Raw genomic sequence first — 25580 nt, 5'->3', positions numbered from 1 at the left:
AATAGGTGCTTTCGTTTCTATTTTACCATAATGGTACGAAGAATCTAAAAAATTAGTATTTAAGTTATAAAAGAAAACGGATATAATGAAGTGGGATTTTTGACAGGTGAGAGGGGAGACGGAATTTGAAACAAGAAAGATCAATCGCACTACCATTAGCAATTTCCATTATAGCCATTTCATTCGCAGCAGTTTTTGTAAAGATGTCCTCAGCACCATCTTCAATATTAAGTATGTATCGATTATGGATTATCGTACTTATTATGCTGCCTATCGTTTGGAAAAAAAAGGAAGAGTTTAGTAAGATTCAAATAAAAGATTGGGGATTTTTAATTGGATCTGGTTTCTTTTTAGCGCTTCATTTTCTTTTGTGGTTTGAATCTTTAAAGCATACGACAGTTGCTAGTTCGACGATTATTTTAGCACTTCAACCAATCGTATCTTTAGTTGGAGGTTTTTTCTTATTTAAAGAAAGAACAACATACTCAGCCATTGCGACAATGGGAATAGCGATACTAGGCGTAATGTGTATTGGGTGGGGAGATTTAGGATTAAGTGAACAAGCAATTTATGGAGATATATTATCCTTTTTAAGTGTAATAGCAGTTGTCGGTTATTTATTTATCGGACAAACGACGGTAAAGAAAGTATCACATTGGATTTACAGCTTTACAGTCTTTGCATTCGCAGGTATTTTTATGGGGATTTATAATATAGTATTGCAAGTGCCTTTTACAGGTTATACGAAGTGGGATTGGACCGTTTTTCTTTTACTTGCGGTCGTGCCGACAGTGTCACACGTCATTAATAATTGGTTATTAAACTACGTAAATGCAACAACAATTTCAATGAGTATTTTAGGTGAACCAGTTGGAGCATCTATATTAGCGTTCTTCTTACTCGGTGAAAGACTAAATGCCATGCAAATTATCGGTAGCATGCTCGTATTGTTTGGTGTATCTGTTTTCTTACTACAGCAACAAAAACGAACAGCAAAAAATGTAGTAAATGAGCCGGCGTATACACAGGAATTATAATGTTAGAGGAGAAAAGAGAAGTTGTGATACTTCTCTTTTTGTTTTACAGAAATATAGGGGAGGAAGGGAAGTTTAATGGAATTTCCATCAAAAAAAGATATATGGTTATATCCGATTTTTTTCGTTGTCATTGGAGCGTGTTTTGCTCCTCTATTTGCAGGAAAAGAGTATTTTCTTTTATTTTTTACAATTCCGTTAGCAATATTATTTATGTGGAGTTGGTTTTCGACAAAATACATCGTCGGAGAAGAAACAATTACAATTAGATCAGGTCTCGTTAAAAAAAGCATATTTATACGAGATATAAAACAAATTTCAAATACGAAAAATCCAATAGCTGCTCATGCATTGTCATTGGATCGACTTGAAATTGTTTACGGCGCACATAAAACAGAAGTTATTTCTCCTAAAGATAAAGACCAATTCATCAACCTTGTTACAAGTAAAAATTCACACATTGAAATCAAGTAAAAGAGTGGCTAGGAAGCCACTCTTTTACTTTGGATTTGTCATATAAGGTTGTACATGAATAATACATAGGTCACGGAACTTTCCTTCAGTAGTTGTGACAATTACGACTGCTCTTCCGGCACTTTTTCCAGTAATCGTTACCGTATCACCTTTTGGATACATTGTGATAACATCAGCATTCATATTTGTCCAAATAAGTTCTTTATTCGTTGCTTGCACTGGTAAAACGGAGGCTGATAACTCAGTGCTTTGTCCAGTTCTTACTTTCAACTTATTTTTTTCCATATGAACACCAATGACTGAAATAACAGAAGGAGCGATTGAAATTTTAGGTGGATTAGGTTGTATGTTCAAACGAGACGCAGAAGTATTTGTAATAGGTGAAAATTTTCGTGTTTGTTGTTGCTGGAAAGCTGCTAACATGTTGGAGTCCCCTTCCTGTATAAGTGCTGATAGTACTACTATAAAGGACTAGTGTTATGTTTAATTTAACGAAACATAAAGAAATTGTTAAATTCGAGTAGAAGATTGTGGAACTTTCATAAAAAGAAAGCTCTGCTGATACGATAACAGCAGAGCTTTTCCTTTATAGATTATGACTATGTTGTTTTTCGAAATTCTCAAATTGCTCTTCAACTTCTTTTGAAGGTTGTGTTAGTAAACTAACAATTACGATGGCTAGTAAACTAATAGCGAAACCTGGAATCATTTCATATAAGAAATCTTTTAAGAATTCGAATTGAGTCCATATAATAACAGTAGCGGCACCAGAAATCATACCAGCAAGTGCGCCCCACTTCGTCATACGTTTCCAATATAAGCTTAATAAAATAGCAGGTCCGAATGAAGAACCGAAACCAGCCCAAGCGTATCCAACAAGAGCTAAAATCGTATCATTTTGTTTAAACGCTAATGCGCACCCAACTAATGCAATAACAAGTACAGCCATACGACCGACAAATACAAGCTCTTTATCAGAAGCAGAGCGTTTAAAGAAGGTACGATATAAGTCTTCGGTTATAGCACTAGAAGTAACGAGTAATTGAGATGAAATTGTACTCATAATAGCTGCTAAAATAGCTGCTAATAAAAATCCAGTAATAAGTGGGTGGAATAAAATTTTTCCTAGTTCAAGGAAAATTGTTTCTGGATTAGATAATGTTAACTCTTGTTGTGAGTAGTAAGCGATACCGATAAGACCAGTAAACATAGCTCCAACAACAGAGAAAATCATCCAGCTCATACCAATTCTTCGTGCGCTTTTAATCTCTTTTACAGAAGAAATCGCCATAAAGCGTACGATAATATGAGGTTGTCCAACATAACCAAGGCCCCATGCGAATAAGGAAATCATTCCTAAAGTAGAGGCACCTTTAAAAATATCTAGACGTGTTGGATCTACAGAACGAATTGTATCAAATGCAGGCCCAAGTCCGTTCGAATTCATAATTGTTACGATAGGAACAAGAATAAGAGCAATTACCATAATGATTCCTTGTACGAAGTCTGTCCAACTTACGGCTAAGAAACCACCAAATAATGTGTAAGCGACAACAACGCCAGCAACAATGAATAACCCAAAGTGGTAGTTCATACCAAATGAATTTTCAAATAATACAGCGCCTGAAACTAATCCTGAAGCTACATAAAAAGTAAAGAAAATCATAATAACAAGTCCGGATACTAAGCGTAGCATGTGAGATTTGTCGTGGAAGCGGTGTTCCAAAAATTCTGGGATAGTAATAGAGTTGTTTGCAATTTCAGAGTAGGTACGTAAGCGAGGAGCGACATAAAGCCAGTTTGCGTATGCGCCTAGTGTTAGGCCGATCGCAATCCAACTACTACTCAATCCAACGCTAAACATTGCACCGGGTAAGCCCATTAAAAGCCAACCACTCATATCGGATGCTCCAGCACTTAATGCTGTTACTGCGGGGCCTAGTGTACGCCCGCCAAGCATATAATCTGTTAAGTTGGACGTTCGTTTATAGGCGAAATAGCCAATGACTAACATCCCGAGCATGTAAATAGAGATTGAAGTTAAAGTTAACATCTGCGTACTCATGAAGTTCCCCTTCCTTTTGTCATGTCTTTTGATGCGTTATGCATATTTATAATCTATCATGATTATTCTGAAAAATCCATACAGAAATATGAATTTTCAGAAATGTAAGCGTTTTTTGATATCATTTTACTTTTTTAATATATAATATTTATACAAAAAACCTTATTTTTAATAGAGTATTTATTATATTTACATAAAAAGAGGTTGTTTTGTCAATATAATATTGAAAGGAGAGAAAAATAAAATTTTTTAAAAAGTATTGACTTATGAAAAAAGTAAGGTCTATAATGAGTGCAACTTAAAAAAATGCAAGCGTTGATGAAGAAGAGTACACATGATGAACATGTCAGAGAGCTGATGGTTGGTGCGAATCAGTATGGAATTGATGTGGAATGGGCTTCGGAGCTTCCAAACCGAAACGAAAGAAGTAGGCTTTGGCGACATGATCTCATCGATACAAGAGACACGTATTGTTTTTGATACGGTAAAGTGCGTTACATTCGTAACGAATTAAGGTGGCACCACGGGAGTACCCGTCCTTTCTATAGGATGAGTACTCCCTTTTTGTGTACAAAAAATTAAATAAATGAAATCGTTGAAGTAAGAAGAGTACGTATATTGGAGACGTTACAGAGAACCGGGGATAGGTGGGAGCCCGGTGCGGTGCCATATACGGAATGGGCTTACGAGAGGTATGCTGAACAATTATTTTCAGTAGGCAACCCGGGTTCCGCCGTTACAAGGATAAGGTATATATTTTGTACCTGAATAAAGCGGGATGCTTTTGCGTCCAACATGAGGTGGTACCACGGTAAATTTATCGTCCTCTACATATTTTCGATATGTAGGGGACTTTTTTATTTTTCAGATTGAGGTGAAAGGCATGATGACAAAAGAGGAATTTATGAAGCAAAAAGAACAGGGAAGAGCATTTTTAGTAATCGCTGAAGAAGAAGGAGATAGCATTACGCCAATTTCTTTATATAGACGTATGAAGGGAAAGAAAAAGTTTTTATTAGAAAGTTCGCAGCTTCATCAAGATAAAGGACGCTATTCTTACTTAGGATGTAATCCATATGGTGAAGTGAAAAGTGTTGGTACGGAAGTAGAACGAACGATTTACGGCCGGGCAGAAGAGTTGCAAGGTAACGTACTACAAGTGTTAGAAGAAGAAATCGCGTCAGCTCAAGTAGACAGTCCATTCCCATTTTGCGGAGGAGCAGTTGGTTATATTGGCTATGACGTCATTCGGCAATATGAAAACATTGGAGCAGATTTACACGATCCACTAAATATTCCAGAAGTACACCTTTTACTATATCGTGAGTTTATCGTGTATGACCATTTACGTCAAAAATTATCATTTGTATATGTATGCAGGGAAGATGATTCAGCAGATTATGAAGAAGTATATGAAAGATTGCAAGTATACAAAGAGGAAGTGCTGAGGGGAGAAGAAGCGGAAGTAACTGAAATAAAATCAACATTATCATTCACTTCTTCTATAACAGAAAAAGAATTTTGCGCGATGGTAGAAACGGCGAAAGAACATATAAGAGCCGGGGACATATTCCAAGTCGTACTGTCACAGCGTTTGCAAAGTGAATGTATTGGGGATCCATTCGCGTTATACCGAAAACTTCGAATTGCCAATCCGTCACCATATATGTTCTATATCGATTTTCAAGATTATGTTGTACTCGGTTCTTCGCCGGAAAGCTTGTTATCAGTTAGAGAAGATAAGGTGATGACGAATCCAATTGCGGGTACGAGGCCGAGAGGGAAAACGAAGGAGCAAGATGCGGAAATTGAAAAAGAACTGTTAGAAAATGAGAAAGAACGAGCGGAGCATATGATGCTTGTAGATCTTGGGCGAAATGATATTGGCAGAGTAAGTGAAATTGGATCCGTGACGATAGATAAATATATGAAAGTAGAAAAATACTCTCACGTTATGCACATTGTATCTGAAGTTTACGGAATATTGCGAAAAAGAATGAGTGGATTTGATGCATTAGCGTATTGCCTACCAGCAGGAACAGTGTCGGGAGCTCCGAAAATTAGAGCGATGGAAATTATAAATGAGCTAGAGAATGAAAAAAGAAATGTATACGCAGGTGCAGTTGGATACGTTAGTTTTTCAGGGAATCTTGATATGGCGCTCGCCATTCGAACAATGGTCGTAAAGGATGAAAAAGCATACGTTCAGGCAGGAGCGGGAATTGTTTATGATTCAGACCCAGTAGCTGAATATGAAGAAACGTTAAATAAAGCGAGAGCACTATTGGAGGTAATGAAATGATTGTACTAATTGATAATTACGATTCATTCACATATAACTTGTATCAACTGTTAGGTGAATGCGAGGAAGAAATTGTTGTCGTAAGAAATGATCAAATAACGATAGAACAGTTAGAAGGGATGAATCCAACAGGAATTGTGCTATCACCAGGACCAGGAAAACCAGAGGATGCTGGCATTTGTATCGAAGTGATTCGTCATTTTTATAAGAACGTTCCCATATTAGGTATTTGCCTTGGTCATCAAGCAATTATATCAGCATTTGGAGGAGACATTGTAAGAGCAGGACGCATTAAACACGGTAAAACATCACGTGTAAAACATAATGGAACTTCAATCTTTTCATATGTAACACAGCCATTAACGGCGATGCGCTACCATTCCCTTGTTGCAGCGCAAACGAGCTTGCCAGAGTGTTTTGACATACTAGCGACAGCGATGGACGATGGAGAAATTATGGCAGTTCGTCACAATTATTATCCGCTATTCGGATTACAGTTTCATCCGGAATCAATCGCGACAGAAGAAGGTGGAAAGTTAATACGTGCCTTTTTAACAGAAGTGAAGGAGGAGGAAAGAGTATGAATAACTATCTTCGTAAATTAGTGGAGGGACAACATTTAACAGAAGAGGAGATGTATAGAGCAGGGCTTCTTTTATTAAATGAAAACATATTGGAGAGTGAAATTGCAGCTTTCTTAGTATTACTGAAAGCGAAAGGTGAAACAGCAGAAGAAATATACGGCCTTGTTCGAGCTCTTCGTGAAAAGGCATTACCGTTTTCGAACCATATACAAGGAGCGATGGACAATTGTGGGACGGGTGGTGACGGTGCCCAAACGTTTAATATTAGTACAACATCGGCATTTGTACTGGCAGGAGCTGGCGTAAAGGTTGCAAAACATGGTAATCGAGCTGTTTCTAGTAAAACAGGAAGTGCAGATTTATTAGAAGAACTCGGTGTAAATATTAGCAGTACGCCAAACGAAATTGATCATTTATTAGAGCATGTCGGCATCGCATTTTTATTTGCACCAGCGATGCATCCAGCATTAAGACGCATTATGAAAATAAGAAAAGAATTGAATGTGCCGACGATTTTTAACTTAATTGGTCCTTTAACAAATCCGGTAAATTTAGAAACACAATTTGTCGGCATTTATAAACGAGATATGTTACTACCAGTTGCGCAAGTATTACAGAAACTAGGCAGAAAACAAGCGCTTGTCGTAAACGGAAGTGGATTTTTAGATGAAGCATCATTACAAGGAGAGAATTATGTTGTCATTTTGAAAGATAATGAAATAGTAGAAACGAGTATTGAACCTAAGAAATATGGTTTCTCAATAGTGAAAAACGAAGAGATTAGAGGCGGGGATTCGAAAGAAAATGCAAAGATTACGCTCGGAGTATTAAGCGGAGAAAAGAATGTTTACCGCGATACAGTTTTATTAAATGCAGGTCTAGCCCTTTTTGCAAATGGAAAAGCAGAAACGATTGAAGAAGGAATTACACTAGCGGCATATAGCATTGACTCTGGAAAAGCATTAGCCAAACTAAACTTATTAATTGCAGCAAGTAATGAAAAATTAGAAAGGGTGAATTAACGTGGGGACGATTTTAGATAAAATTGTAGACCAAAAGAAAAAGGAAGTTGCGGCATTATATGAAACGTATACGCCATTAAAAGAAAGTAGAAAGACACTTTCACTTGTAGAAGCATTACAGCAGTTTACTGTCATTGCAGAAGTAAAGCGAGCATCACCATCAAAAGGAGATATTAATTTACACGTTGATGTACGAAAACAAGTGAAAATATATGAAGAATGCGGCGCAGGAGCAGTATCTGTTTTAACAGACGGTCAATTTTTTAAAGGGTCGTTTCACGATTTACAAACGGCAAGAGCAGAAAGTAACATTCCGCTTTTATGTAAAGATTTCATAATTGATAAGATTCAAATTGATAGGGCGTATGAAGCTGGAGCAGATATTATTTTATTAATTGTAGCGGCGTTAACGAAAGAAAAATTAAAAGAGCTGTACAGCTACGTACTAGAAAAAGGATTAGAGGCAATTGTTGAAGTTCATGATGAGCAGGAATTAGAAATTGCAATTCAATTAAATCCGCACGTTATCGGTATTAACAACCGTAATTTAAAAACATTCGAAGTCGATTTAAGCCAAACAGAAAAGCTTGGAAAACGATTAAACGAGGAGAAATTACTTTGGGTTAGTGAAAGTGGGATTCATTCAAAGGAAGATATTATCCGTGTTAAAAAAGCTGGAGCGAAAGGTGTATTAGTTGGAGAAGCACTTATGACATCATCTTCTATTCATACCTTTTTTGAATATTGTAAGGTGAACATATGAAAGTGAAAATTTGCGGTATCACTGATGTTGAAACGGCAAAACGTGCTTGCGAATACGGAGCTGATGCACTCGGATTTGTTTTTGCAGAAAGTAAGCGGAAAATCACTCCAGTGCTAGCGAAAGAAATCATTCAGGAGCTTCCAACAAACGTGTTAAAGGTTGGTGTTTTCGTAAATGAATCAGTAGAAGTAATCGAGAAAATTGCAGATGATTGCGGGTTAACACATGTGCAACTACATGGAGATGAAGACAATCATCAAATCAGAAGATTGAATATTCCGTCTATAAAATCACTTGGGGTAACTTCAGAGAGTGATATGAAAAATGCTCAAACATATGAAACGGATTATATATTGTTTGATAGTCCGAAAGAAAAGTTTCACGGGGGAAATGGAAAGAAATTTTCATGGGAGTTACTCGCACATATGTCAAAAAAATTGCGAGAGAAAACGATATTAGCTGGTGGGTTAAACGCTCTTAATATAGAAGAAGCGATTCGAACTATTCAGCCATACATGGTCGATGTAAGTAGCGGAGTGGAGACAGAAGGAAAGAAAGATGTAGAGAAAATAAAACAATTTATTATAAAAGCGAAGGAGTGTTCCAAATGAATTACGCATATCCAGATGAAAAAGGTCACTACGGTATATACGGAGGACGATACGTTCCAGAAACGTTAATGCAATCTGTATTAGAACTAGAAGAAACATATAAAGAAGCAATGCAAGATGAAGGGTTTCAAAAGGAATTAAATCATTATTTAAAAACGTACGTCGGAAGAGAAACACCGCTTTATTTCGCTGAAAATATGACGAAGTATTGCGGCGGTGCAAAGATTTATTTAAAACGTGAAGATTTGAACCATACAGGAGCTCATAAAATTAACAATACAATCGGTCAGGCACTACTTGCAGTACGAATGGGCAAGAAAAAAGTTGTCGCTGAAACAGGAGCAGGACAACACGGAGTTGCAACAGCTACTGTATGTGCCCTACTCGGATTAGAATGCGTCATCTTTATGGGAGAAGAAGATGTGAGACGTCAAAAATTAAATGTGTTCCGAATGGAATTACTCGGAGCGAAAGTAGAAAGCGTAGCGGCAGGTAGCGGCACATTAAAAGATGCGGTAAACGAGGCGCTTCGCTACTGGGTTTCACATGTACACGATACACACTACATTATGGGATCCGTTCTTGGACCACATCCATTCCCGCAAATTGTTCGTGATTTCCAAAGTGTAATTGGGAAAGAAACGAAAAAACAATATGAAGCGTTAGAAGGGAAATTACCAGAGGCAGTCGTTGCATGTATTGGTGGTGGTAGTAATGCGATGGGCATGTTTTATCCGTTCGTACACGATGAAGAAGTCGCTCTTTACGGCGTAGAAGCAGCTGGGAAAGGTGTTCATACAGAAAAGCACGCAGCTACTTTAACGAAAGGAAGCGTTGGTGTTTTACACGGATCGATGATGTACCTTCTGCAAAATGAAGAAGGACAAATTCAAGAAGCACATTCTATTTCAGCGGGACTCGATTATCCAGGTGTTGGGCCAGAACATAGCTTGCTAAAAGATATTGGACGCGTTTCTTATAATTCAATAACAGACGAAGAAGCGTTAGAAGCATTTCAATTATTAACGAAAAAAGAAGGGATTATTCCGGCGTTAGAAAGCTCACATGCTGTCGCATACGCATTAAAATTAGCGCCGCAAATGAAGAAAGACGAAGGGCTTGTCATTTGTTTATCTGGCCGCGGGGATAAAGATGTAGAGAGTATAAAACGTTATATGGAAGAGGTGTAAAAAATGGGAGTAGAAAAAATTAAAGCAGCGTTTGAAAATGGTAAGAAAGCATTTATTCCGTACGTAATGGGCGGAGATGGTGGCCTTGAAAAATTAAAAGAAAGAATTTGTTTTCTAGACGAAGCAGGAGCAAGTATCGTTGAAATCGGTATTCCGTTTTCAGATCCAGTCGCAGACGGTCCAACGATTCAAAGAGCAGGGAAACGAGCGCTAGATAGCGGTGTAACATTAAAAGGCATTTTTCAAGCATTAATAGAGGTAAGGAAAAAAGTACAAATTCCGTTTGTACTCATGACATATTTAAATCCAGTACTCGCATTCGGAAAAGAACGATTCATCGAAAACTGTATAGAAGCAGGTGTAGACGGTATGATCGTTCCGGATTTACCGTATGAAGAACAAAATATTATTGCCCCGTTACTTCGAGAGGCAAACATTGCGCTAATTCCACTCGTTACAGTAACGAGCCCAATTGAGCGAATTGAAAAAATTACGAGTGAATCAGAAGGGTTCGTTTACGCTGTTACAGTAGCGGGCGTAACAGGAGTACGTCAAAACTTTAAAGGTGAGATTCATAGTTACTTAGAAAAAGTAAAATCACATACACATTTACCGGTAGTGGCAGGGTTCGGTATTTCAACGAAGGAACATGTAGAAGAAATGATTACAATATGTGATGGAGTAGTCGTTGGAAGTAAAGTTATCGAGCTGTTAGAAAATGAAAAACGAGAAGAAATATGTGAATTAATACAGGCAACAAAACAAAAAGAAGAGGCATAAGTCTCTTCTTTTTGTTTTACGTAATAAATGTTAAAATATACAGAAAATACATATAACTTAGAGGGTGAGAAAGCATGCTAAGACGGAAACTACTATATCTTCTTCTAACTGTACCATTATACGCTTGGCTCATTAGCATGACGAAAATAGAGGTGATGGCTCTATTTTTAGGATATGTATTCATCTTTTCCAACTTAAATCGCATTCAAGAGCAATCTATTTTAGAAATATGTATATTTTCGATTAGTATAGAACTATTTAGTATCGTTTCGATTGTATTATTAAACGAATTATTTCGCTGGATCCATTCATTTGAATTAATGAAATTTGGAAATGTTGTATTGCAAGTAATATGTGCTTATATTGTGTTTGTTGTATTAGACAAAATAGTTGGACAGCAGAGCGTTTTTCAGGATAAAAGAAAATGGGAGTGATTCAAAAAAGGAGCTAAATGGCTCCTTTTTTGAATCTGTAGTAAAAACAATTGAAAATTATGATATCTGTTATATAATAGTTAAAAATTGTATTTTTAATGAAAAGAGATGATAACATGGCCGTATTGTTGGCACTTATCCCAATTATGATGATTTTCATTTGTTTATTTTTATTTAAACAAACGTCATTAAGGTCCTCTTTAATTGCTTACGTTGTGTCTGTTGGAATCGTTTTACTCTCGCCAACGTTTCAACTAGGGATAAGTGAAACTGTGCACGCAACGATTAAAGGTTGGTTAATTTGTTTTATTGTCGGGTACGTGTTGTTTTTCGGTATTTTTTTATTTCACCTCATGAACAAAATGGGGTACATCGATCAAGTAGCACGTTTTCTAGAAGAAGTGACGCACGATCGTTTATTACAAATGCTCCTTATGTGTTTTGGTATTTGTCCGCTAATCGAATCAGTAAGTGGATTCGGAATTGGCTTCATGGTTGCAGCACCTATCTTTCTATCATTAGGCTATAAACCGTTTCAAGCTGTACTACTTTCATTTATTGGTTTACTAGCTAGTTCATGGGGCGCAATGGCAACTGGTACGATTATCGGTTCGCAGCTTATAAATATGCCGCTTACAACACTTGGCACAAATACGGCACTACTAAGCATTCCGATGTTTGCTTATTTCGTCATCCTTTCTTTACACGTTGTTGGTGGTTGGCAGGCTGTTATTGAAAAGTGGAAAGAAGGATTCGGTTTCTTTCTATTATTTTCTCTCGGAATCTATCTTTCTAACGCATACGTAAGTGTTGAACTAGCAGGTATATTAAGTTCCATCGTTACAATTGCATTTGGCTTTCTTATCATTAAATTAAAAGGGAAAAATGAACAAAATTTAATGACAGAACATGCTGCGGCAACGGAGAGAGAAGTATCTATTATAAAAATTATTAGCCCTTATATATTCCTAACAGTTTGTATTTTACTTTCTCGCCTCGTACCAGCATTACATGATGTATTCAGATCATATGCAGTCCTTGATTTAAAATCATACTCTTATAAACTGGAGCTACTATATTCACCAGGATTTTGGCTCGGTATGACTTGCTTATTTACTATTATTTTCTTCCGCATTCCATCTCATATTATTAAACAATCACTCTCGCAAACGATAAAACAATGGATTCCTTTTGCGATTACAACGACAATGTTTATCACCATTTCAGAACTAATGGGTGCATCTGGCATGCATTCATTACTGGCAAAAACAGCTGGTGAAACATTTGGAACATTTTTCGTTTTCGTTGCTCCGTTTATCGGCGGAATCGGTGGCTTTTTAACAGGTAGTAACGCAGGATCAAATGCGATGTTCATAAAACTACAAATGCAAACTGCGCAAAACGTAGCACTCCCTTGGCAATACGTTACAACACTGCAAAACACCGCATCATCAGTAGCGACAATCGCTTGCCCGTCACGGATTACGTTAGGTGCTTATTTATGTAATATACCGTATCGTGAAAATGAACTATTAAAGAAGACGACGTTAATGATTTTTGGTGCGGTGTTGCTTGTAGTGGTAGAGGTTATTTTTTGGTATCTGTTGAGAAAATAAGAAATCCTCCTGAGAAAGGAGGATTTTCTTTTTATATGGATAATGCCTTAAGTATGAAAAGCTTCTACTAAATGAATAGGAGATGAAATGTATGCCCCTAAAAAACTACGGCGTGTTAAAAGGTACAGTTATACAATCAAAGATTGGAAAAGGGAAAACACCTCATTATCAAGTTCATTTACAAGGCGAAGCAGGAGTAGATTATCGTATTGCAATTAACGTGAAATCGCAAAGTTATCCGTCAGAGGTTTTATATTTTGCGAGTACCGATATTCGGTCAGAGGCGATTCACATTTTACCGACATTACCATTCGGTTTTACAGAAGTTAAAAACAATGAGCCGAAAGTAGCTTTAGACTACGTAAGAGGTAATGTATTTGATTCGAAGCAAATGATTCCTTTACCAGCTGAAAAAGCAGGAGTGGATAATGATTTAAATGAAAAAATAGAGCGTTATATAAAACGAGCGGTAGAAGAAAAAGCAATTATTTATGCGTTCGGTGAAAGATGGGGACCAGAAGAAAATACACCTGATTCTTACTTTCATTTCGAGCCAGGAAACGGTATACACGATATTCATATGAATCAAGGGAATGTAGAGAAATGGAAAGGTGATAATGGTATATGGCAAGACGGGGGAATACTTATTCACTTTGAAAAGGAAGAAGAATGGATCGGTATCTTTCTTGCCTTCCAATCACAGTCATGGTGTACTGATGAAGAAGGACATGCTCGTGTTCCGGTTGAGCATTGTGATTATAAGGGAAATAAATGATGAGAGGAGGGCGTTCAAAACGAACGCCCTCCTCTTATTTTATAAAACCCAAAACTAACAAGTGTAGAAATACAAGAGAACAGCAGAGCCACACTAGAAAACGCAATGAGGTACATATTATACTTCATCACTTTTCCAATGAGCTGGTTACTGTCGTACTGAAATAGTCCTGCTATTATGTTGAATAAAAATAATACGATAAACATGACGATAACACCGTCTATTGATCCTTTAATATCTGGTTTACTTAAAGCGATATGTGCAGAAATACAAATGGCGATAAATAAAAATAACCAAAAAGAAGGATTTAATAAATTACTTATTGTAAATAAGCTTTTCAATAATACAAACGTCGATAAAAGCATGTTTTGAACCATTTCTATATTAATAGAAGTAGAAGCGATTGTTTTTTCGAGGGTTGTATTAAATAAGAAATATGAATTTGGTACGAAATAGCGCATTAAAAGGATTAACGCAGTAATACCGGAAATAATAGGACCGATTCCAATGAAGAAGTTCCCAATTCGTTGATATACACTTTTTTGATTGTATTGATGTTGTACGTAGCCTAAAGCACCTTGGCTTGTATCTGTTGGGAAAAACTGCGTTGCTACAATTTTATGACGAAATAGTACACACATAATGGCATGTCCAAGTTCATGAATAGGAACACCAATCCACGCCGTTAAAAGGAATCCTTTTCTTCCGAAAGCTCTCGACCAATACATGCGTGTGAGAGATTCTAAATAACCTAATAGAAATCCAATTACAATGATAACGCCAATTAAAGAAAATAATTGGATTACGCTTGTAAGGAGTATTTGAAAAATTGAGTTTACTAATTCCATTACCAGTCATCCAATCTGTTAAAAATGTTATTTGTTCTGTTTCATAATAGCATTATTTTTCAAGATTGCTAGCACATATATTTTCATTTGAAAGAAGGATTTCATAATCTTTTTCTTGTAGTCATGTTTTATGTACAAAGTCATATATTGAATTTGTAACACCCTATATGGTATCTGCTTAAGGGGGGGGATGCGATAATGAAATGTCCGGCGTGTCATACGGAAAATACAGCAGAGGCAAAATTTTGCGGGAATTGTGGACATTCGTTGACGGAGGAAGCCGTAGCGAGTGGTGCACAGGAGGAAGGTGAGCAACAAGCACGCGTAGCACCAGCAGAGGAAACTCGATCAAATGAAACGGTAGAGCAAGCGAAGCGGTTTGCAAGTGGCTACTTTCAGTTTTTTAAACACGCATTACAAGCACCGACAGCTATTATGAAAAGTGGCAAGGTTGAAGTACGAAATGGAATTGTAAGTCTTGTTCTTATTTGTTTTTTAGGGGCATGTATTTTTTATAGAATGATGAGTGCTGCAGCAGCTGTTACGAAAACATTTGCACCAGATATATCTACTCCTACATTCTTTTTGGACTCTGTAACGGTCTTTTTATTTTTACTTATTTTAACTTTATTTGTCGGATTTATTATTTTTGTCAGTGGGAAGATGATGAAATCATCTTTTTCGTTTCTTGAAGTATTTGGAATATGGGGAACGATAGCAACTCCGGTAATTGCTATATTAGTGCTTTCTTTTCTGTTTAGCTTTTTATTAATCTTTTTCTTACCAATTTTATTAGGGCTGGCTACAACATATATGGGAATTAGTATAATTGTAGCTACAGTAAAACTAGATAACGGTGGATTAGATCTTGTTTACACTCTTTTTATCGCAAATATTTTCATTGGAATTGCAACATTCATTGTACTGTGGTCTTACATTAGCACGATAATTCAAACCTTTACACAGGGATTAAAGGGCCTCTAAAGAAAAGGTGGTTGAATGGATGAATGTATGTACAAAGTGTGGGACTCAGCTTGAAGATGGTGTGCAATTTTGTCAAAGCTGCGGGAGGAAGAGGGAGAGTCTTGCAGTAAAGAAGAAAATGAGCAGCGGTACAAAGGTTGGCATTACAATTTTAACATTACTTGCTGTAGTGATTGTTGGACTGTATTTGTACGGATCATCGTATTATAAGCAGGCGGCACAAGTAGATCGGATCATTACTATTTTACAAGAGAGGAACGGGGAGAAGTTAGCTGAAATCGTCACGGCAGATGATCCATCAGTTACTGTAACGAGAGAGAGTCTAATGCCACTATTTTCGTATATAAAAGAAAATTCATCTTATGTGAATGAATTGAAAGAACAGTTGAGGATAGGTGAAAAACAAGGGAACGGAATCGAAAGAGCAGACTTTTCGTTAACGAAAGACGGAAAGTATTTCTTTTTATTTGATCGGTATAAATTGAAAGCGAAGACGTATTATACGACATTGCTTACAAATGAAAAAGGTACATCTTTAAAAATGAACGGAAAAGAAATAGATAAAACAGATGACAAAAAGTTTGAGAAGCAATATGGACCGTTTCTTCCAGGAACTCAAGTGTTTCAAGCAGAATATAAAAATGATTATGTGAAACTATCACGTGAAGAAAAGGTTGTACTTATGAAACAAGGTCAAAATAACGTAACGATAGATTTAACGTTGCAAGGACAATATATTACGGTTCAAACGAACGTGCCTGGTGCAACATTGTATGTGAATCAAAAACCAGTTACAGCGCTGGCAGGAGAAGAAATTACATGGGGGCCTGTAGCAACTGATGGAAGTGCGACGATTTATTTAGAACGAAATGGAGAAAGTGGAAGGGAAACGACAAAGGTAGAAACGGTAACGGCACTTTCGTCTTATAATCTTCCATTCGAAAAGAAAAGTGCGGAAAAAACAGTTGTTTACAATGTTACTCCGCCGCCTACGACTCGGTATGTATATAATGGTTTCATCTTCCCGGATAGTGATATTCGAAAACTAACGAGTGCAGAATTAACATATTTATCGAAAGAACAGTTGAAAATTGCTAGAAATGAAATATACGCAAGACATGGAAATATTTTTCAAACGAAAGATATGCAAGCGTACTTTTCAAAACAGTCTTGGTATAGAGAAAATCCGTATTTTTCAGGAACGTTAACCAATATTGAATCCTATAATGTGGAACTGATTAAAGCAAGAGAATAAACATGTGAAAAAGGTACAGTGCATAGCTGTACCTTTTCTATGGTTTTTTAGCTGAACCAGGATCCCTTGAAAAAAAGATATGAAAGAGGAATGTGACTTTACTTGCTCCTCCTGATGTACTTGCTTGCACATCAGATAATGCACTAGATGTTAACACACCTTCAGAATGAGGCGGTACCACTATTTTGAGGGCATCATCTGATTCTGATGATGCAGTAACTGTTATTGTATCATCAGATAAGTTTAAAATTTTTACAGTACCGATTGGTAAGATAGACTTGCCAGCGTGTGATGCTGAAGCGAAGTGAGAGCCTTTCCAAATCGTTTGTGCGAAGGTTTCATCATTAGATAACCAAGCGCGAGCGCTGTATAATGTTGCGTTAATGGAAAATTCTTGGTCAAGTGACACGGCGGGTTTCGGTTCTTGCGGTTCCTCTGGAGTTTGAGCGAGAAGGCCGGCACACATATATGTTTCACCTACTTTCGATAGTTACTGTTATAGCATATTAAACATGTTATTTATAAGACACGACGGCTACCTATTCAGGCATAGGTTTGTGCACCAAATTTGAAGATGAAATTATCTTTCTTTACAATGGAAGTAGGTGTTATTTCTGAAAAATATGGAAAACGTAAAGAGTATGTAGAAAAGAAGGAGTGGTAAAGTGAACTATGTCATTATTGGCGGAGATGCAGCTGGTATGAGCGCAGCTATGCAAATTGTTAGAAACGATGAAAATGCAACTGTTGTAACGTTAGAAAAAGGTGAAATTTATTCGTACGCGCAGTGTGGGTTACCATATGTCATTAGTGGTGCTATCGCTTCAACGGAAAAATTAATTGCGCGTAATGTGAAGACGTTTCGTGATAAATACGGAATTGATGCGAAAGTACGACATGAAGTAACGAAAGTAGATACGGAAAAGAAAGTGGTGTACGCAGAGCATACGAAGACGAAAGATATTTTTGAATTTCCGTACGATCGTTTATTAATTGCAACTGGCGTACGTCCTGTTATGCCAGAGTGGGAAGGTCGAGATTTGCAAGGCGTTCATCTTTTAAAAACAATTCCAGATGCTGAGCGTATATTAAAAACGCTAGAAACGAATAAAGTTGAAGATGTAACCATTATTGGCGGTGGTGCGATTGGACTGGAGATGGCAGAAACATTCGTCGAACTTGGTAAGAAAGTAAGAATGATTGAGCGAAATGATCATATCGGTACGATTTATGATGCAGATATGGCTGAATATATACATAAAGAAGCAGATAAACACAATATTGAAATTTTAACGAATGAAAATGTGAAAGCATTTAAAGGAAATGAAAGAGTGGAACAAATTGAAACGGATAAAGGTACGTATAAAGCAGATCTTGTTTTAGTATCGGTTGGAGTGAAGCCGAATACTGATTTTCTTGAAGGAACAAATATACGTACAAATTATAAAGGGGCAATCGAAGTAAATGCATATATGCAAACGAATGTGCAGGACGTATATGCAGCTGGTGATTGCGCAACACATTACCATGTTATAAAGGAAATTCATGATCATATCCCGCTCGGAACGACTGCCAATAAACAAGGGCGACTTGCTGGACTGAATATGCTTGATAAACGAAGAGCATTTAAAGGTACGTTAGGTACAGGTATTATTAAATTTATGGATTTGACGCTTGCAAGAACAGGTTTAAATGAAAAAGAAGCAAAAGGGCTACATATTCCGTATAAAACAGTCAAAGTAGACTCCACAAATATGGCGGGCTATTATCCTAATGCGAAACCACTTTACTTGAAATTATTATATCGTTCTGACACGAAACAATTATTAGGTGGACAAGTAATTGGAGAAGAAGGTGTAGATAAACGAATTGATGTGATCGCAATGGCACTTTTCAATAAAATGAGCATTCACGATTTAGAAGATGTCGACTTAAGTTACGCACCACCATATAACAGCGTTTGGGATCCAATTCAGCAAGCGGCAAGGAGAGCAGAATAGCACTTTTTAAGTGCTATTTTTTTCGTTAAAGGGGAATCATTATTTTTGGCGAAAGAAGCGAATTGGAAATAGTTATATATAGGGAAGGGGATCATTAAAAATGTTTGTAACACTTCAAACAGTTCAAGAATCAGAAAAAGAAATATTACGTAATTTATATGCACTATATCTTCATGACCTCTCTACATTCACTCCTAATATAAAGATTGGGGCAAATGGATTTTTTGAATACGAAGATTTGTACATGTTTTGGGAAAATGACGGAATCACTCCGTATTTTATTAAAAGTAATAATGATATTGTAGGATTTTTATTACTACTGGAACGTCCATTTTTGAAAAAAGAAAATGACTTTTGTATTAATGACATTTTCATATTGAATCAGTACAAGGGAAAAGGAATCGGTAAACAAGTTATTGAGAATGTACTAAAAGAGAAACGAGGACAATATTTCGTTATCGAACTTGTGAAAAATGTACCAGCTGTTTCTTTTTGGAAGAAAGTATATAGGGAGCTAAACATCGAATTTGATGAAAAAACACAGTTAATCGATGATGAAGAATGTCTCGTTCAAACGTTTAAAATATAATGAAATCGGTGCCTCTAGTAGATTAATTTGAAATTTAACTTTATCCTGCATTAACGGGCAGTAAGACCCCCACCTCAAAATTCAGCGAAAGCAAAGAAGCTAAGTGGGGGGCGGGCTGCTCGTAAAAGCCCGATTGGTGAAGGCTGATAATCAGTGGGGGATGAAGAAAACCCCCACTAATTAAAGTTTCATTTTATTTCGAATATACCGTTCGCCCTTGAAAACATAGTACTTATCGCTTATATTTTCATATAGTATTTATTTTTTAATAAAGCAATGATCGAACCAGGGGGCACAGTATGGCAATTAACATGAAAACAATCGAAGAATGGATTGCTGAATCAAACGCAAGACAAGAAGAAGACTTTGGAAACGTTGTTGAAGAAATGAAAGAAGTATGCGTCGGACTTGATAATGCGACATTAATTTATACGAAAAATGTATTTTGTTTCGGTAAGAAAGTAGAAGTATTGTTCTTCTTCCAAGATCATGTCGTGATTGGACAAGAAAAAGATGAATATGTTGAAATCGAAAAATTAAAGTATGAAGCAATTACACATAGCAACTTAAAAACAAATGACAAAAATACAACGTTAGAATTAAAGTTTGCTAACGGACAATCTATCAATTTAGATAGTTTAAATGATAACTACGGTACGAAAAATTGGTTATTCGCGAGACAAATTAAGAGTATTTTTAAATTAATCTAGTAAAAAAGCACGCCGTCCACCGGCGTGCTTCTAATTACGCAAATCCCCTTTTAACCAATTCCGCGCTCGATACGCCCCAACAGGAATTTGAATGAGAGACGTTTCATTTCCAGTATCTATCCCGTATAACTGATCACATGAATTTGTATTAAAACTTAGTAATGGATGCCCGCCCATCCCCATCGCGGTTGCGGCGAAAACGAGTTTATGAACGAGTATGCCAGCTTCCATTTGGTGAATACGGTATCCTCTATAGCCTAATGCATTTGTATAGTAATCTTTCTTTCCGACTACATGTAGGCAAAGCGGTACTTGAAAAAGATTTACGTTATCCATCGTCATACTGGATTGAAGGGGATAACGAAGGTCTCCATATCGAAGTGGCTGTATGGAATGTGTTTTACTGTTATAAGAATAAGCACCGTTCTCTATATCTTTTACGTTATAAAAACATCCATATAATGAGACCCGTGCATTTTCATTTACATACTGACCATCAAGGTCGTTGTAATAAGGGAAGGAGAGACTCGCTTCTTGTAGTAAAGTAGCGAGCTCGGCTGTATCCCATTTCGTGAAAGTAAAGTCAGCATCAGGGGAATACCGTTCTTTACAAAGTTGTAAGAAATCATACGATAACCGTTCTACTTGCGGCAACTGTACAGCGTGCGCATGATGTTGATAGTGCTCTTCATGATGTAGTGTTTGGAAGTGTGCTGTCGATTCAATCATAGAAGCTTCATTGATTTTTGTTAACATTGGATATTCATTTACATGTTTTGAGCGAACGAAATGTTCGTGTGCTAACGGCGGAATTTGCTGTAACAACTCATGAGAAGTAACTGTTTTATTTTCACGGTAATCATTGTGAAACCAATTCGTTTGCGGTTCTGTACTTAAAGGAACGACAGCATACACACTTTCTTCGCCTTCTGACAGTCCGAGTAAATGATTGATTGCACGGTCTAGAAACTGAAAGTATACGCCATTTGTGTAACCGAATTGTTTGGCACATGCAAGTAATTGTCCGATGAGAACACCACTATCTAATCCTTGAAGTCGATACGAAAAATTATTGTATTTAAAGTAGTTTTTCCAAAACATAGTGGATACGAATGCAGCGCCAAAACAAGACTGTATGTTACAACGGTTGCCAAGTGCTTCTGTAATGTAAGAATCGAAATTTCCTTCGCGAAGTAAAATAAGTCGGTGGTGCGCAGCGTCGTAATGGTAAATACCGTCTGGATAATCATCGATCTTTAAATATATATACAATTCATTTGGATATAAAGCGCCGCCTGAAGGGATAGATCTTCGGAATAAAATTTTTTCGCTATTTAGCTGACATAACTGTGTTAAACCAAATGAGGACCAAAGGTAATGACCAATCTCCTTCAAAGTAGGTGTAGTAGAAGAGTTAGGTAAAGATAATGGGATTTCTAAAGAGAGAGGAATGATAGGTACATTTCGGTATAATTTATAAGGAAGCGGTGCATCTTCCCAGTCCACTTCATGATTCGGCATAATTTCATCGATAGAAAAATGGAGATGATGTAAAAAAGTATCCAGCTGCATAAAATCCCCTCCTTTACTATGGAAACGGATGCGGATGTGGATTTAATTGTTCATTCGTTAAAGGTTCGTTTGTATATCCAAGTGTCATCGGCACAGTATATACTCTATCCAGTCCTGTAACTCGAATGAGATGGTGACCGAACGTCATCGGTAACATGCCTGGAATAATGACTTTTACGCAATGTAATCCGTTTTTTTCTATAAGAGGTACTGTTTGATCTACAACGATTACGTCAAGTCCAGATTGCTGCAGGCGGTTTAAAAGTTGATGAAGATCGGATGTTAAATCTAGATCAACTGATTGTAATGCATTCATTTCTTGGAACGATTGCACCGGGGCATCGTCACGTAAAAGAAAGTGAAGACGTTCTTCTGCTTCTTTTAATCCGTACAGCATACTATGGTCTTCCATTTTATTTACGAGATAAGGGTCTTGTAAGCAGTTTTCGTAGTGCTCTCTTTTTTGTTCGAGTTCATCGTCTGCTATTAGTAACATGCCTGCTATTTCATGGATGGCACTCTTTAAAGCGCGGACAGGGTCTAAATGAGAGCCTCCCGCACAAACAACGTTCATTCCATTTTCACGCGTATTTTTCGCAATTACCCATAAGCTTGGGATACCGTGTTCCATCGTTGCGTTAAAAGCATGTAATTCATACCCAGTAATCGTGTACAGCCGCTGAATCATTAATTGTAATTCCGTATCATTTGCTGAACTAAGATCAAGGCGAGGGAGAGGTAATTCGGCATACCAAGTGAGCAAAAAGGCGTCACGCTCTACAATTTCTAAAATGCCATGAAAAATTGCTTCTTCTAAACTACCACCAATTGCACATCCATTTGATGTTTCATACACGAAAGCATCTCGATGACCGAGGCTATAATAAGCAATTGATTCAGGAACTAAAAGTGGCCGGTTTTGTAATAAAGAGTAGCCCCATACCCAGTTTTGTTCATAGTCAGGATCAAACGGTTTAAACGGAAAACTATTACGATTATAATGTTCATTTGTATGTACACCGAGCAAGAGGGGATTAAGTGCATGATCCTCTAACTCACGAAAACTGCCGTGTACATTTGTCTTTTTTCCTCGAGGTGACATACCACAATATCGTTCTAAACCTTCTAAAATAGCAGTCGCTTCACTCATTGCAAATGAATGAGTTCGGCCTGCAACACCTTCATTTCCAAACATTAATGGCATGTTTATAATAACGTCAGCAAATGGTAATAAAGAATGCTGCATTTTTCCGTTCAACATACCGACGCGATAATCTAAATAATCTCTCGTTAAAAATGTGTTTAGTTCATGAATGGAACGACAGCGATATGCTGCTTCGCTTGTTTTTAAGCTCGGTTGTAACGAAATCGCTGCTGCATCTGCCGTATCATCAGGCAAATTGCTACATACAGGGCAGAGCGGATCGGGAAGAAAAGAATGCCGCGTACATTGCAGTGTTTGTAAGTTTAGTAAAATGAGTTCATTTTCTAAAGAAGAATGGTTATGAGTTAATATTTTCTCTGTTTCTGCACGAATAAGATGGCACATTTGTAACATACCATTTTGGGTGGCACGTACATCACGCCTTGTTACATTATCTGCCTTTAACGCATATTTCCGCTGTAGTGCCCACATTTCTTGTTGATCAAATCCAGCGATAAATCGGCGTCCATCAGAGCAGTTGGAACAGCCAGTTGCAAGAGGATGAATGTAAGGACCGATAATACCTTCACCAAATGAAGTGAATGCACGTAGCCATGGAATATGATTCGATCGAAACATTAGCTCGGCATCATGATGAATAGTAGAAGGAGAGCCATCATGTAATACGAGAGCGAGATGAATATTTTCAGGGAGTTCTTCTGTAAGGTTATGTTGGCGAATGATAGAATATTGTTTGCATAGTTGATCATGTACATAGTTTGCAAGTAAGCCATCTCCTATAAGCAATATATTTTGAGTCATAGACTGTCCTCCTTTGCAATTAATACACCGTACACACCATCTAAGTTTTCTTTCAAAAATGATTCAATGGCTAAATCAAACACGAATGGATAAAAATTATGTTCTTCTAAATGTTGCAAGGCAAGCTGCACAGATTGCACACCTGGAACTTCTTCTTCCGCTTGTATTTCCACTCTAAAAGAATCCGTGTCATATAAAATAATAGAGGATTCAGGCAAGATATTAGCTCTGTAAGGAGTCTCTTCATTTTGAATATGAAGTAGTGATAGTTGTAGTGCGTTTCGTAAGGCTAACGTCATATTAATATTAGATGCACCGTACCAGCGATCATTTATACCGACCCAAACGACAGGAAAGCTGAGAATCTCTTCACTCATTGCTATTTTAGGAGGTTCATGAATTGTAGAGAGAGCATCGTAATAAAATCTACAATGTTTATCATGAATTGCAGTTAAATCAATCGTCGTAATTTCTTCTAGCATATGTGACTGCCGCTCATACAATTTATTATTTAAATGTTGTTGTAGCGCCCGGTATACACCTTCTGTCATCGTTTCTCCAGCGCCAATACCGATATCATTATGTTCAGGAATAAGGCGGTGCATAATTTCCGCTACATATGTTTCAATTCCTGCTAAACCAGCTTCTCGGCGCGCTTCATTATGAGTTAAACCACCACAAGTCATAAGAGGCAGGAGGGAAGCAGGACCATCTGATAGTGGAGTAGCTACTTGAATATGGCATTGTGATAACGGTAATTGATATGAATCTTGTTCATCCCATACATGGAATAAACCAGCTTCTTTAGAAGTTAATGAGTCGAAAAAGCGGAATAAATCAGTTGAGGTATGTTGGTTGGACCGCTGCTCAAGTTGTTCAGAAAGATTTTCTATCGTATCAATTGTAAAACTTTCATCAGTTGCGAGAGGATGTTTTATAAAAGGATGCCATGCTCCTTCGAGTGTTTCGTAATTTAATAAAAAGAATTGTGGTTCTTTTTCTCGGTAAGAATCATCAGCGACATGCTTAAGTAATTCAAATACGATTATATTTGCTAACATTGCAGATGGAAGTGGTGAAAATGATGCTGATGAATGTTCATTTTGTAAAGTCGTTTCATGTAGCCGATGCCATGCGGATTCCCAGCATTCTTCACGATTAGCTGTTACGATAGGGCCGGCTATACCAAGTGCTGATAAACAGACGGCAGGTATGAAGTTCTTTCCTACTTCTCTACAAATCGTGTGAACTGCTCTTAGGCCTTCAATATCTCCATTTTGAGAAACATACAAAATCCAGTCGAAAGGCTCGAACACTTCATGCAGGGGACGATCAATTGTCGTATCTATTTCCTGAACTAGGACATGATCATCAACTTCATGTGCAAGTTCTACTAGCTCATGAATGCGATCGTAATTTGTTTCCTCATAATCTGTAACAAGGTAATGAAAGGTAGGTAATCCTGATTCTAATAAAGAAGAAACTAAGGAAGTAAGCATATCTCCAGAACCAATTATAAGGACGTTTGCCGCGCGATACGTTTCGAATTTTAGAGCGCCTGAATGAGAATCAGCTTCTAAAAATTCAATTTGTGAAGCGTATCTATCAAGTAATGCGCTATTTAATTCATGAGGTGCATCTTGACTTACATCCCGAACGAAACCATTTTCATATAAAATCTCTCCAATTTCAAATACACGATTTTGATAGGGGAGAGGGAGACCATCGGTTATTTCTGCTAAAGAATAATTCCCGTTAAACATTGGCATTAATTTTTCAATCCAGTTGTAAATTCCATCACCGTCCATACGAAATGAACTGGCATTATTTCGAAAATAGACACCCCCGTTTGAGTCGGGGAGGAAAAAAGTATCCTTATTTGCTTTAAGTTTTGCATCAATTGGAAGGTTATTCATTTTAATCCTCCTTACGTTCTAGGCATACATTATTAGCTTATGTAATGAAATTTGTCCCATATGAATGCAATAAAAAAAGGCTGTAGAATA

The 25580-nt window shown here is 37.2% G+C and carries 24 protein-coding genes and 2 other annotated features; of the genes, 17 read left to right on the top strand and 7 right to left on the bottom strand.

Annotated features, from left to right (window positions below; translation table 11 throughout):
• Positions 1–125: 125 nt before the first annotated feature.
• Both CER22_RS05840 and CER22_RS05835 read left to right on the top strand, forming a co-directional pair.
• Positions 126–1037: a DMT family transporter gene (locus tag CER22_RS05840; RefSeq protein WP_088062505.1), complete on the top strand. Its 912-nt coding sequence runs from the start codon at positions 126–128 to the stop codon at positions 1035–1037.
• Between the two features lie 75 nt (positions 1038–1112).
• Positions 1113–1508, top strand: coding sequence for a PH domain-containing protein (locus CER22_RS05835; RefSeq protein ID WP_088608363.1), 396 nt, complete (start codon positions 1113–1115; stop codon positions 1506–1508).
• A gap of 24 nt (positions 1509–1532) precedes the next feature.
• Here the strand turns inward: CER22_RS05835 and CER22_RS05830 are convergent, their stop codons facing one another.
• The gene (locus CER22_RS05830; RefSeq protein ID WP_046958298.1) at positions 1533–1931 is read right to left on the bottom strand and encodes an Ig-like domain-containing protein; all 399 of its coding nucleotides are present in this window, start codon (positions 1929–1931) and stop codon (positions 1533–1535) included.
• A 163-nt stretch (positions 1932–2094) separates the two neighbouring features.
• Entirely contained in the window at positions 2095–3573 is a 1479-nt protein-coding gene (gene putP, locus CER22_RS05825; protein WP_087984752.1) for a sodium/proline symporter PutP, read from the bottom strand.
• Between the two features lie 306 nt (positions 3574–3879).
• Positions 3880–4117 (top strand) — a binding site (T-box leader).
• Positions 4118–4159: 42 nt separating this feature from the next.
• Positions 4160–4404 (top strand) — a binding site (T-box leader).
• Between the two features lie 52 nt (positions 4405–4456).
• Here putP and trpE point away from each other — a divergent pair.
• The 10 genes from trpE (at position 4457) to CER22_RS05770 (ending at position 13650) form a co-directional block, all read left to right on the top strand.
• The gene (gene trpE, locus CER22_RS05815; protein ID WP_141542785.1) at positions 4457–5875 is read left to right on the top strand and encodes an anthranilate synthase component I; all 1419 of its coding nucleotides are present in this window, start codon (positions 4457–4459) and stop codon (positions 5873–5875) included.
• The gene (locus CER22_RS05810; protein ID WP_000636313.1) at positions 5872–6459 is read left to right on the top strand and encodes an aminodeoxychorismate/anthranilate synthase component II; all 588 of its coding nucleotides are present in this window, start codon (positions 5872–5874) and stop codon (positions 6457–6459) included. Before trpE ends, CER22_RS05810 begins: the two co-directional genes overlap by 4 nt.
• Positions 6456–7481 carry an anthranilate phosphoribosyltransferase gene (gene trpD, locus CER22_RS05805; protein ID WP_088062510.1) on the top strand — a complete coding sequence of 342 codons (1026 nt, stop codon included), beginning with the start codon at positions 6456–6458 and terminating at the stop codon, positions 7479–7481. Before CER22_RS05810 ends, trpD begins: the two co-directional genes overlap by 4 nt.
• A gap of 1 nt (position 7482) precedes the next feature.
• On the top strand, positions 7483–8244 hold the full coding sequence (gene trpC / locus CER22_RS05800; protein WP_088608362.1) for an indole-3-glycerol phosphate synthase TrpC: 762 nt from the start codon (positions 7483–7485) through the stop codon (positions 8242–8244).
• Complete coding sequence (locus tag CER22_RS05795) at positions 8241–8855, top strand: phosphoribosylanthranilate isomerase (RefSeq protein WP_088062514.1); 615 nt, start codon at positions 8241–8243, stop codon at positions 8853–8855. Before trpC ends, CER22_RS05795 begins: the two co-directional genes overlap by 4 nt.
• Positions 8852–10045, top strand: a complete 1194-nt coding sequence (trpB, locus tag CER22_RS05790) for a tryptophan synthase subunit beta (protein ID WP_088062516.1) — start codon at positions 8852–8854, stop codon at positions 10043–10045. Before CER22_RS05795 ends, trpB begins: the two co-directional genes overlap by 4 nt.
• A 3-nt stretch (positions 10046–10048) precedes the next feature.
• A complete protein-coding gene (trpA, locus tag CER22_RS05785) occupies positions 10049–10825 on the top strand; it encodes a tryptophan synthase subunit alpha (protein ID WP_048545100.1) in 777 nt (258 codons plus the stop codon).
• A gap of 74 nt (positions 10826–10899) precedes the next feature.
• Positions 10900–11259 (top strand): DUF4029 domain-containing protein, encoded by a 360-nt coding sequence (locus CER22_RS05780; RefSeq protein WP_087984759.1) that lies wholly within the window; start codon positions 10900–10902, stop codon positions 11257–11259.
• 116 nt (positions 11260–11375) lie between these two features.
• The gene (locus CER22_RS05775; protein WP_088062518.1) at positions 11376–12875 is read left to right on the top strand and encodes an L-lactate permease; all 1500 of its coding nucleotides are present in this window, start codon (positions 11376–11378) and stop codon (positions 12873–12875) included.
• Between the two features lie 91 nt (positions 12876–12966).
• The gene (locus CER22_RS05770; RefSeq protein ID WP_088062520.1) at positions 12967–13650 is read left to right on the top strand and encodes a DUF2278 family protein; all 684 of its coding nucleotides are present in this window, start codon (positions 12967–12969) and stop codon (positions 13648–13650) included.
• A gap of 14 nt (positions 13651–13664) precedes the next feature.
• On the opposite strand, the gene CER22_RS05765 is transcribed toward CER22_RS05770, so the two are convergent.
• The gene (locus CER22_RS05765; protein WP_046958289.1) at positions 13665–14498 is read right to left on the bottom strand and encodes a hypothetical protein; all 834 of its coding nucleotides are present in this window, start codon (positions 14496–14498) and stop codon (positions 13665–13667) included.
• Between the two features lie 198 nt (positions 14499–14696).
• On the opposite strand from CER22_RS05765, the gene CER22_RS05760 reads away from it, so the two are divergent.
• Positions 14697–15482: a zinc ribbon domain-containing protein gene (locus tag CER22_RS05760; protein ID WP_088062522.1), complete on the top strand. Its 786-nt coding sequence runs from the start codon at positions 14697–14699 to the stop codon at positions 15480–15482.
• Between the two features lie 19 nt (positions 15483–15501).
• Positions 15502–16737 (top strand): TcaA 3rd/4th domain-containing protein, encoded by a 1236-nt coding sequence (locus CER22_RS05755; protein WP_088062524.1) that lies wholly within the window; start codon positions 15502–15504, stop codon positions 16735–16737.
• A 37-nt stretch (positions 16738–16774) separates the two neighbouring features.
• Here the strand turns inward: CER22_RS05755 and CER22_RS05750 are convergent, their stop codons facing one another.
• Positions 16775–17203 (bottom strand): hypothetical protein, encoded by a 429-nt coding sequence (locus CER22_RS05750; protein WP_088062526.1) that lies wholly within the window; start codon positions 17201–17203, stop codon positions 16775–16777.
• A 199-nt stretch (positions 17204–17402) separates the two neighbouring features.
• Between CER22_RS05750 and CER22_RS05740 the strand changes: the two genes are divergently transcribed.
• From CER22_RS05740 to CER22_RS05730, 3 genes are all read left to right on the top strand, one after another.
• Positions 17403–18737, top strand: a complete 1335-nt coding sequence (locus tag CER22_RS05740) for an FAD-dependent oxidoreductase (protein WP_079245213.1) — start codon at positions 17403–17405, stop codon at positions 18735–18737.
• A 100-nt stretch (positions 18738–18837) separates the two neighbouring features.
• Positions 18838–19326, top strand: coding sequence for a GNAT family N-acetyltransferase (locus tag CER22_RS05735; protein ID WP_087984769.1), 489 nt, complete (start codon positions 18838–18840; stop codon positions 19324–19326).
• A 299-nt stretch (positions 19327–19625) separates the two neighbouring features.
• Positions 19626–20036: a DUF3908 family protein gene (locus CER22_RS05730; protein WP_000996802.1), complete on the top strand. Its 411-nt coding sequence runs from the start codon at positions 19626–19628 to the stop codon at positions 20034–20036.
• A 30-nt stretch (positions 20037–20066) separates the two neighbouring features.
• On the opposite strand, the gene CER22_RS05725 is transcribed toward CER22_RS05730, so the two are convergent.
• Genes CER22_RS05725 through CER22_RS05715 form a run of 3 tightly spaced genes read right to left on the bottom strand, consistent with a single transcriptional unit; the run spans position 20067 to position 25490 of the window.
• Positions 20067–21608 carry a SagB family peptide dehydrogenase gene (locus CER22_RS05725; protein WP_088062529.1) on the bottom strand — a complete coding sequence of 514 codons (1542 nt, stop codon included), beginning with the start codon at positions 21606–21608 and terminating at the stop codon, positions 20067–20069.
• A gap of 16 nt (positions 21609–21624) precedes the next feature.
• A complete protein-coding gene (locus CER22_RS05720) occupies positions 21625–23574 on the bottom strand; it encodes a TOMM precursor leader peptide-binding protein (RefSeq protein WP_087984771.1) in 1950 nt (649 codons plus the stop codon).
• Positions 23571–25490, bottom strand: coding sequence for a putative thiazole-containing bacteriocin maturation protein (locus CER22_RS05715; protein ID WP_088062531.1), 1920 nt, complete (start codon positions 25488–25490; stop codon positions 23571–23573). Before CER22_RS05715 ends, CER22_RS05720 begins: the two co-directional genes overlap by 4 nt.
• Positions 25491–25580: the final 90 nt, after the last annotated feature.

The organism is Bacillus sp. K2I17, from assembly GCF_002209985.1.
GTDB classification, from domain to species: Bacteria; Bacillota; Bacilli; order Bacillales; family Bacillaceae_G; genus Bacillus_A; species Bacillus_A wiedmannii.
This window is presented reverse-complemented; position numbering and strand designations above follow the sequence as displayed.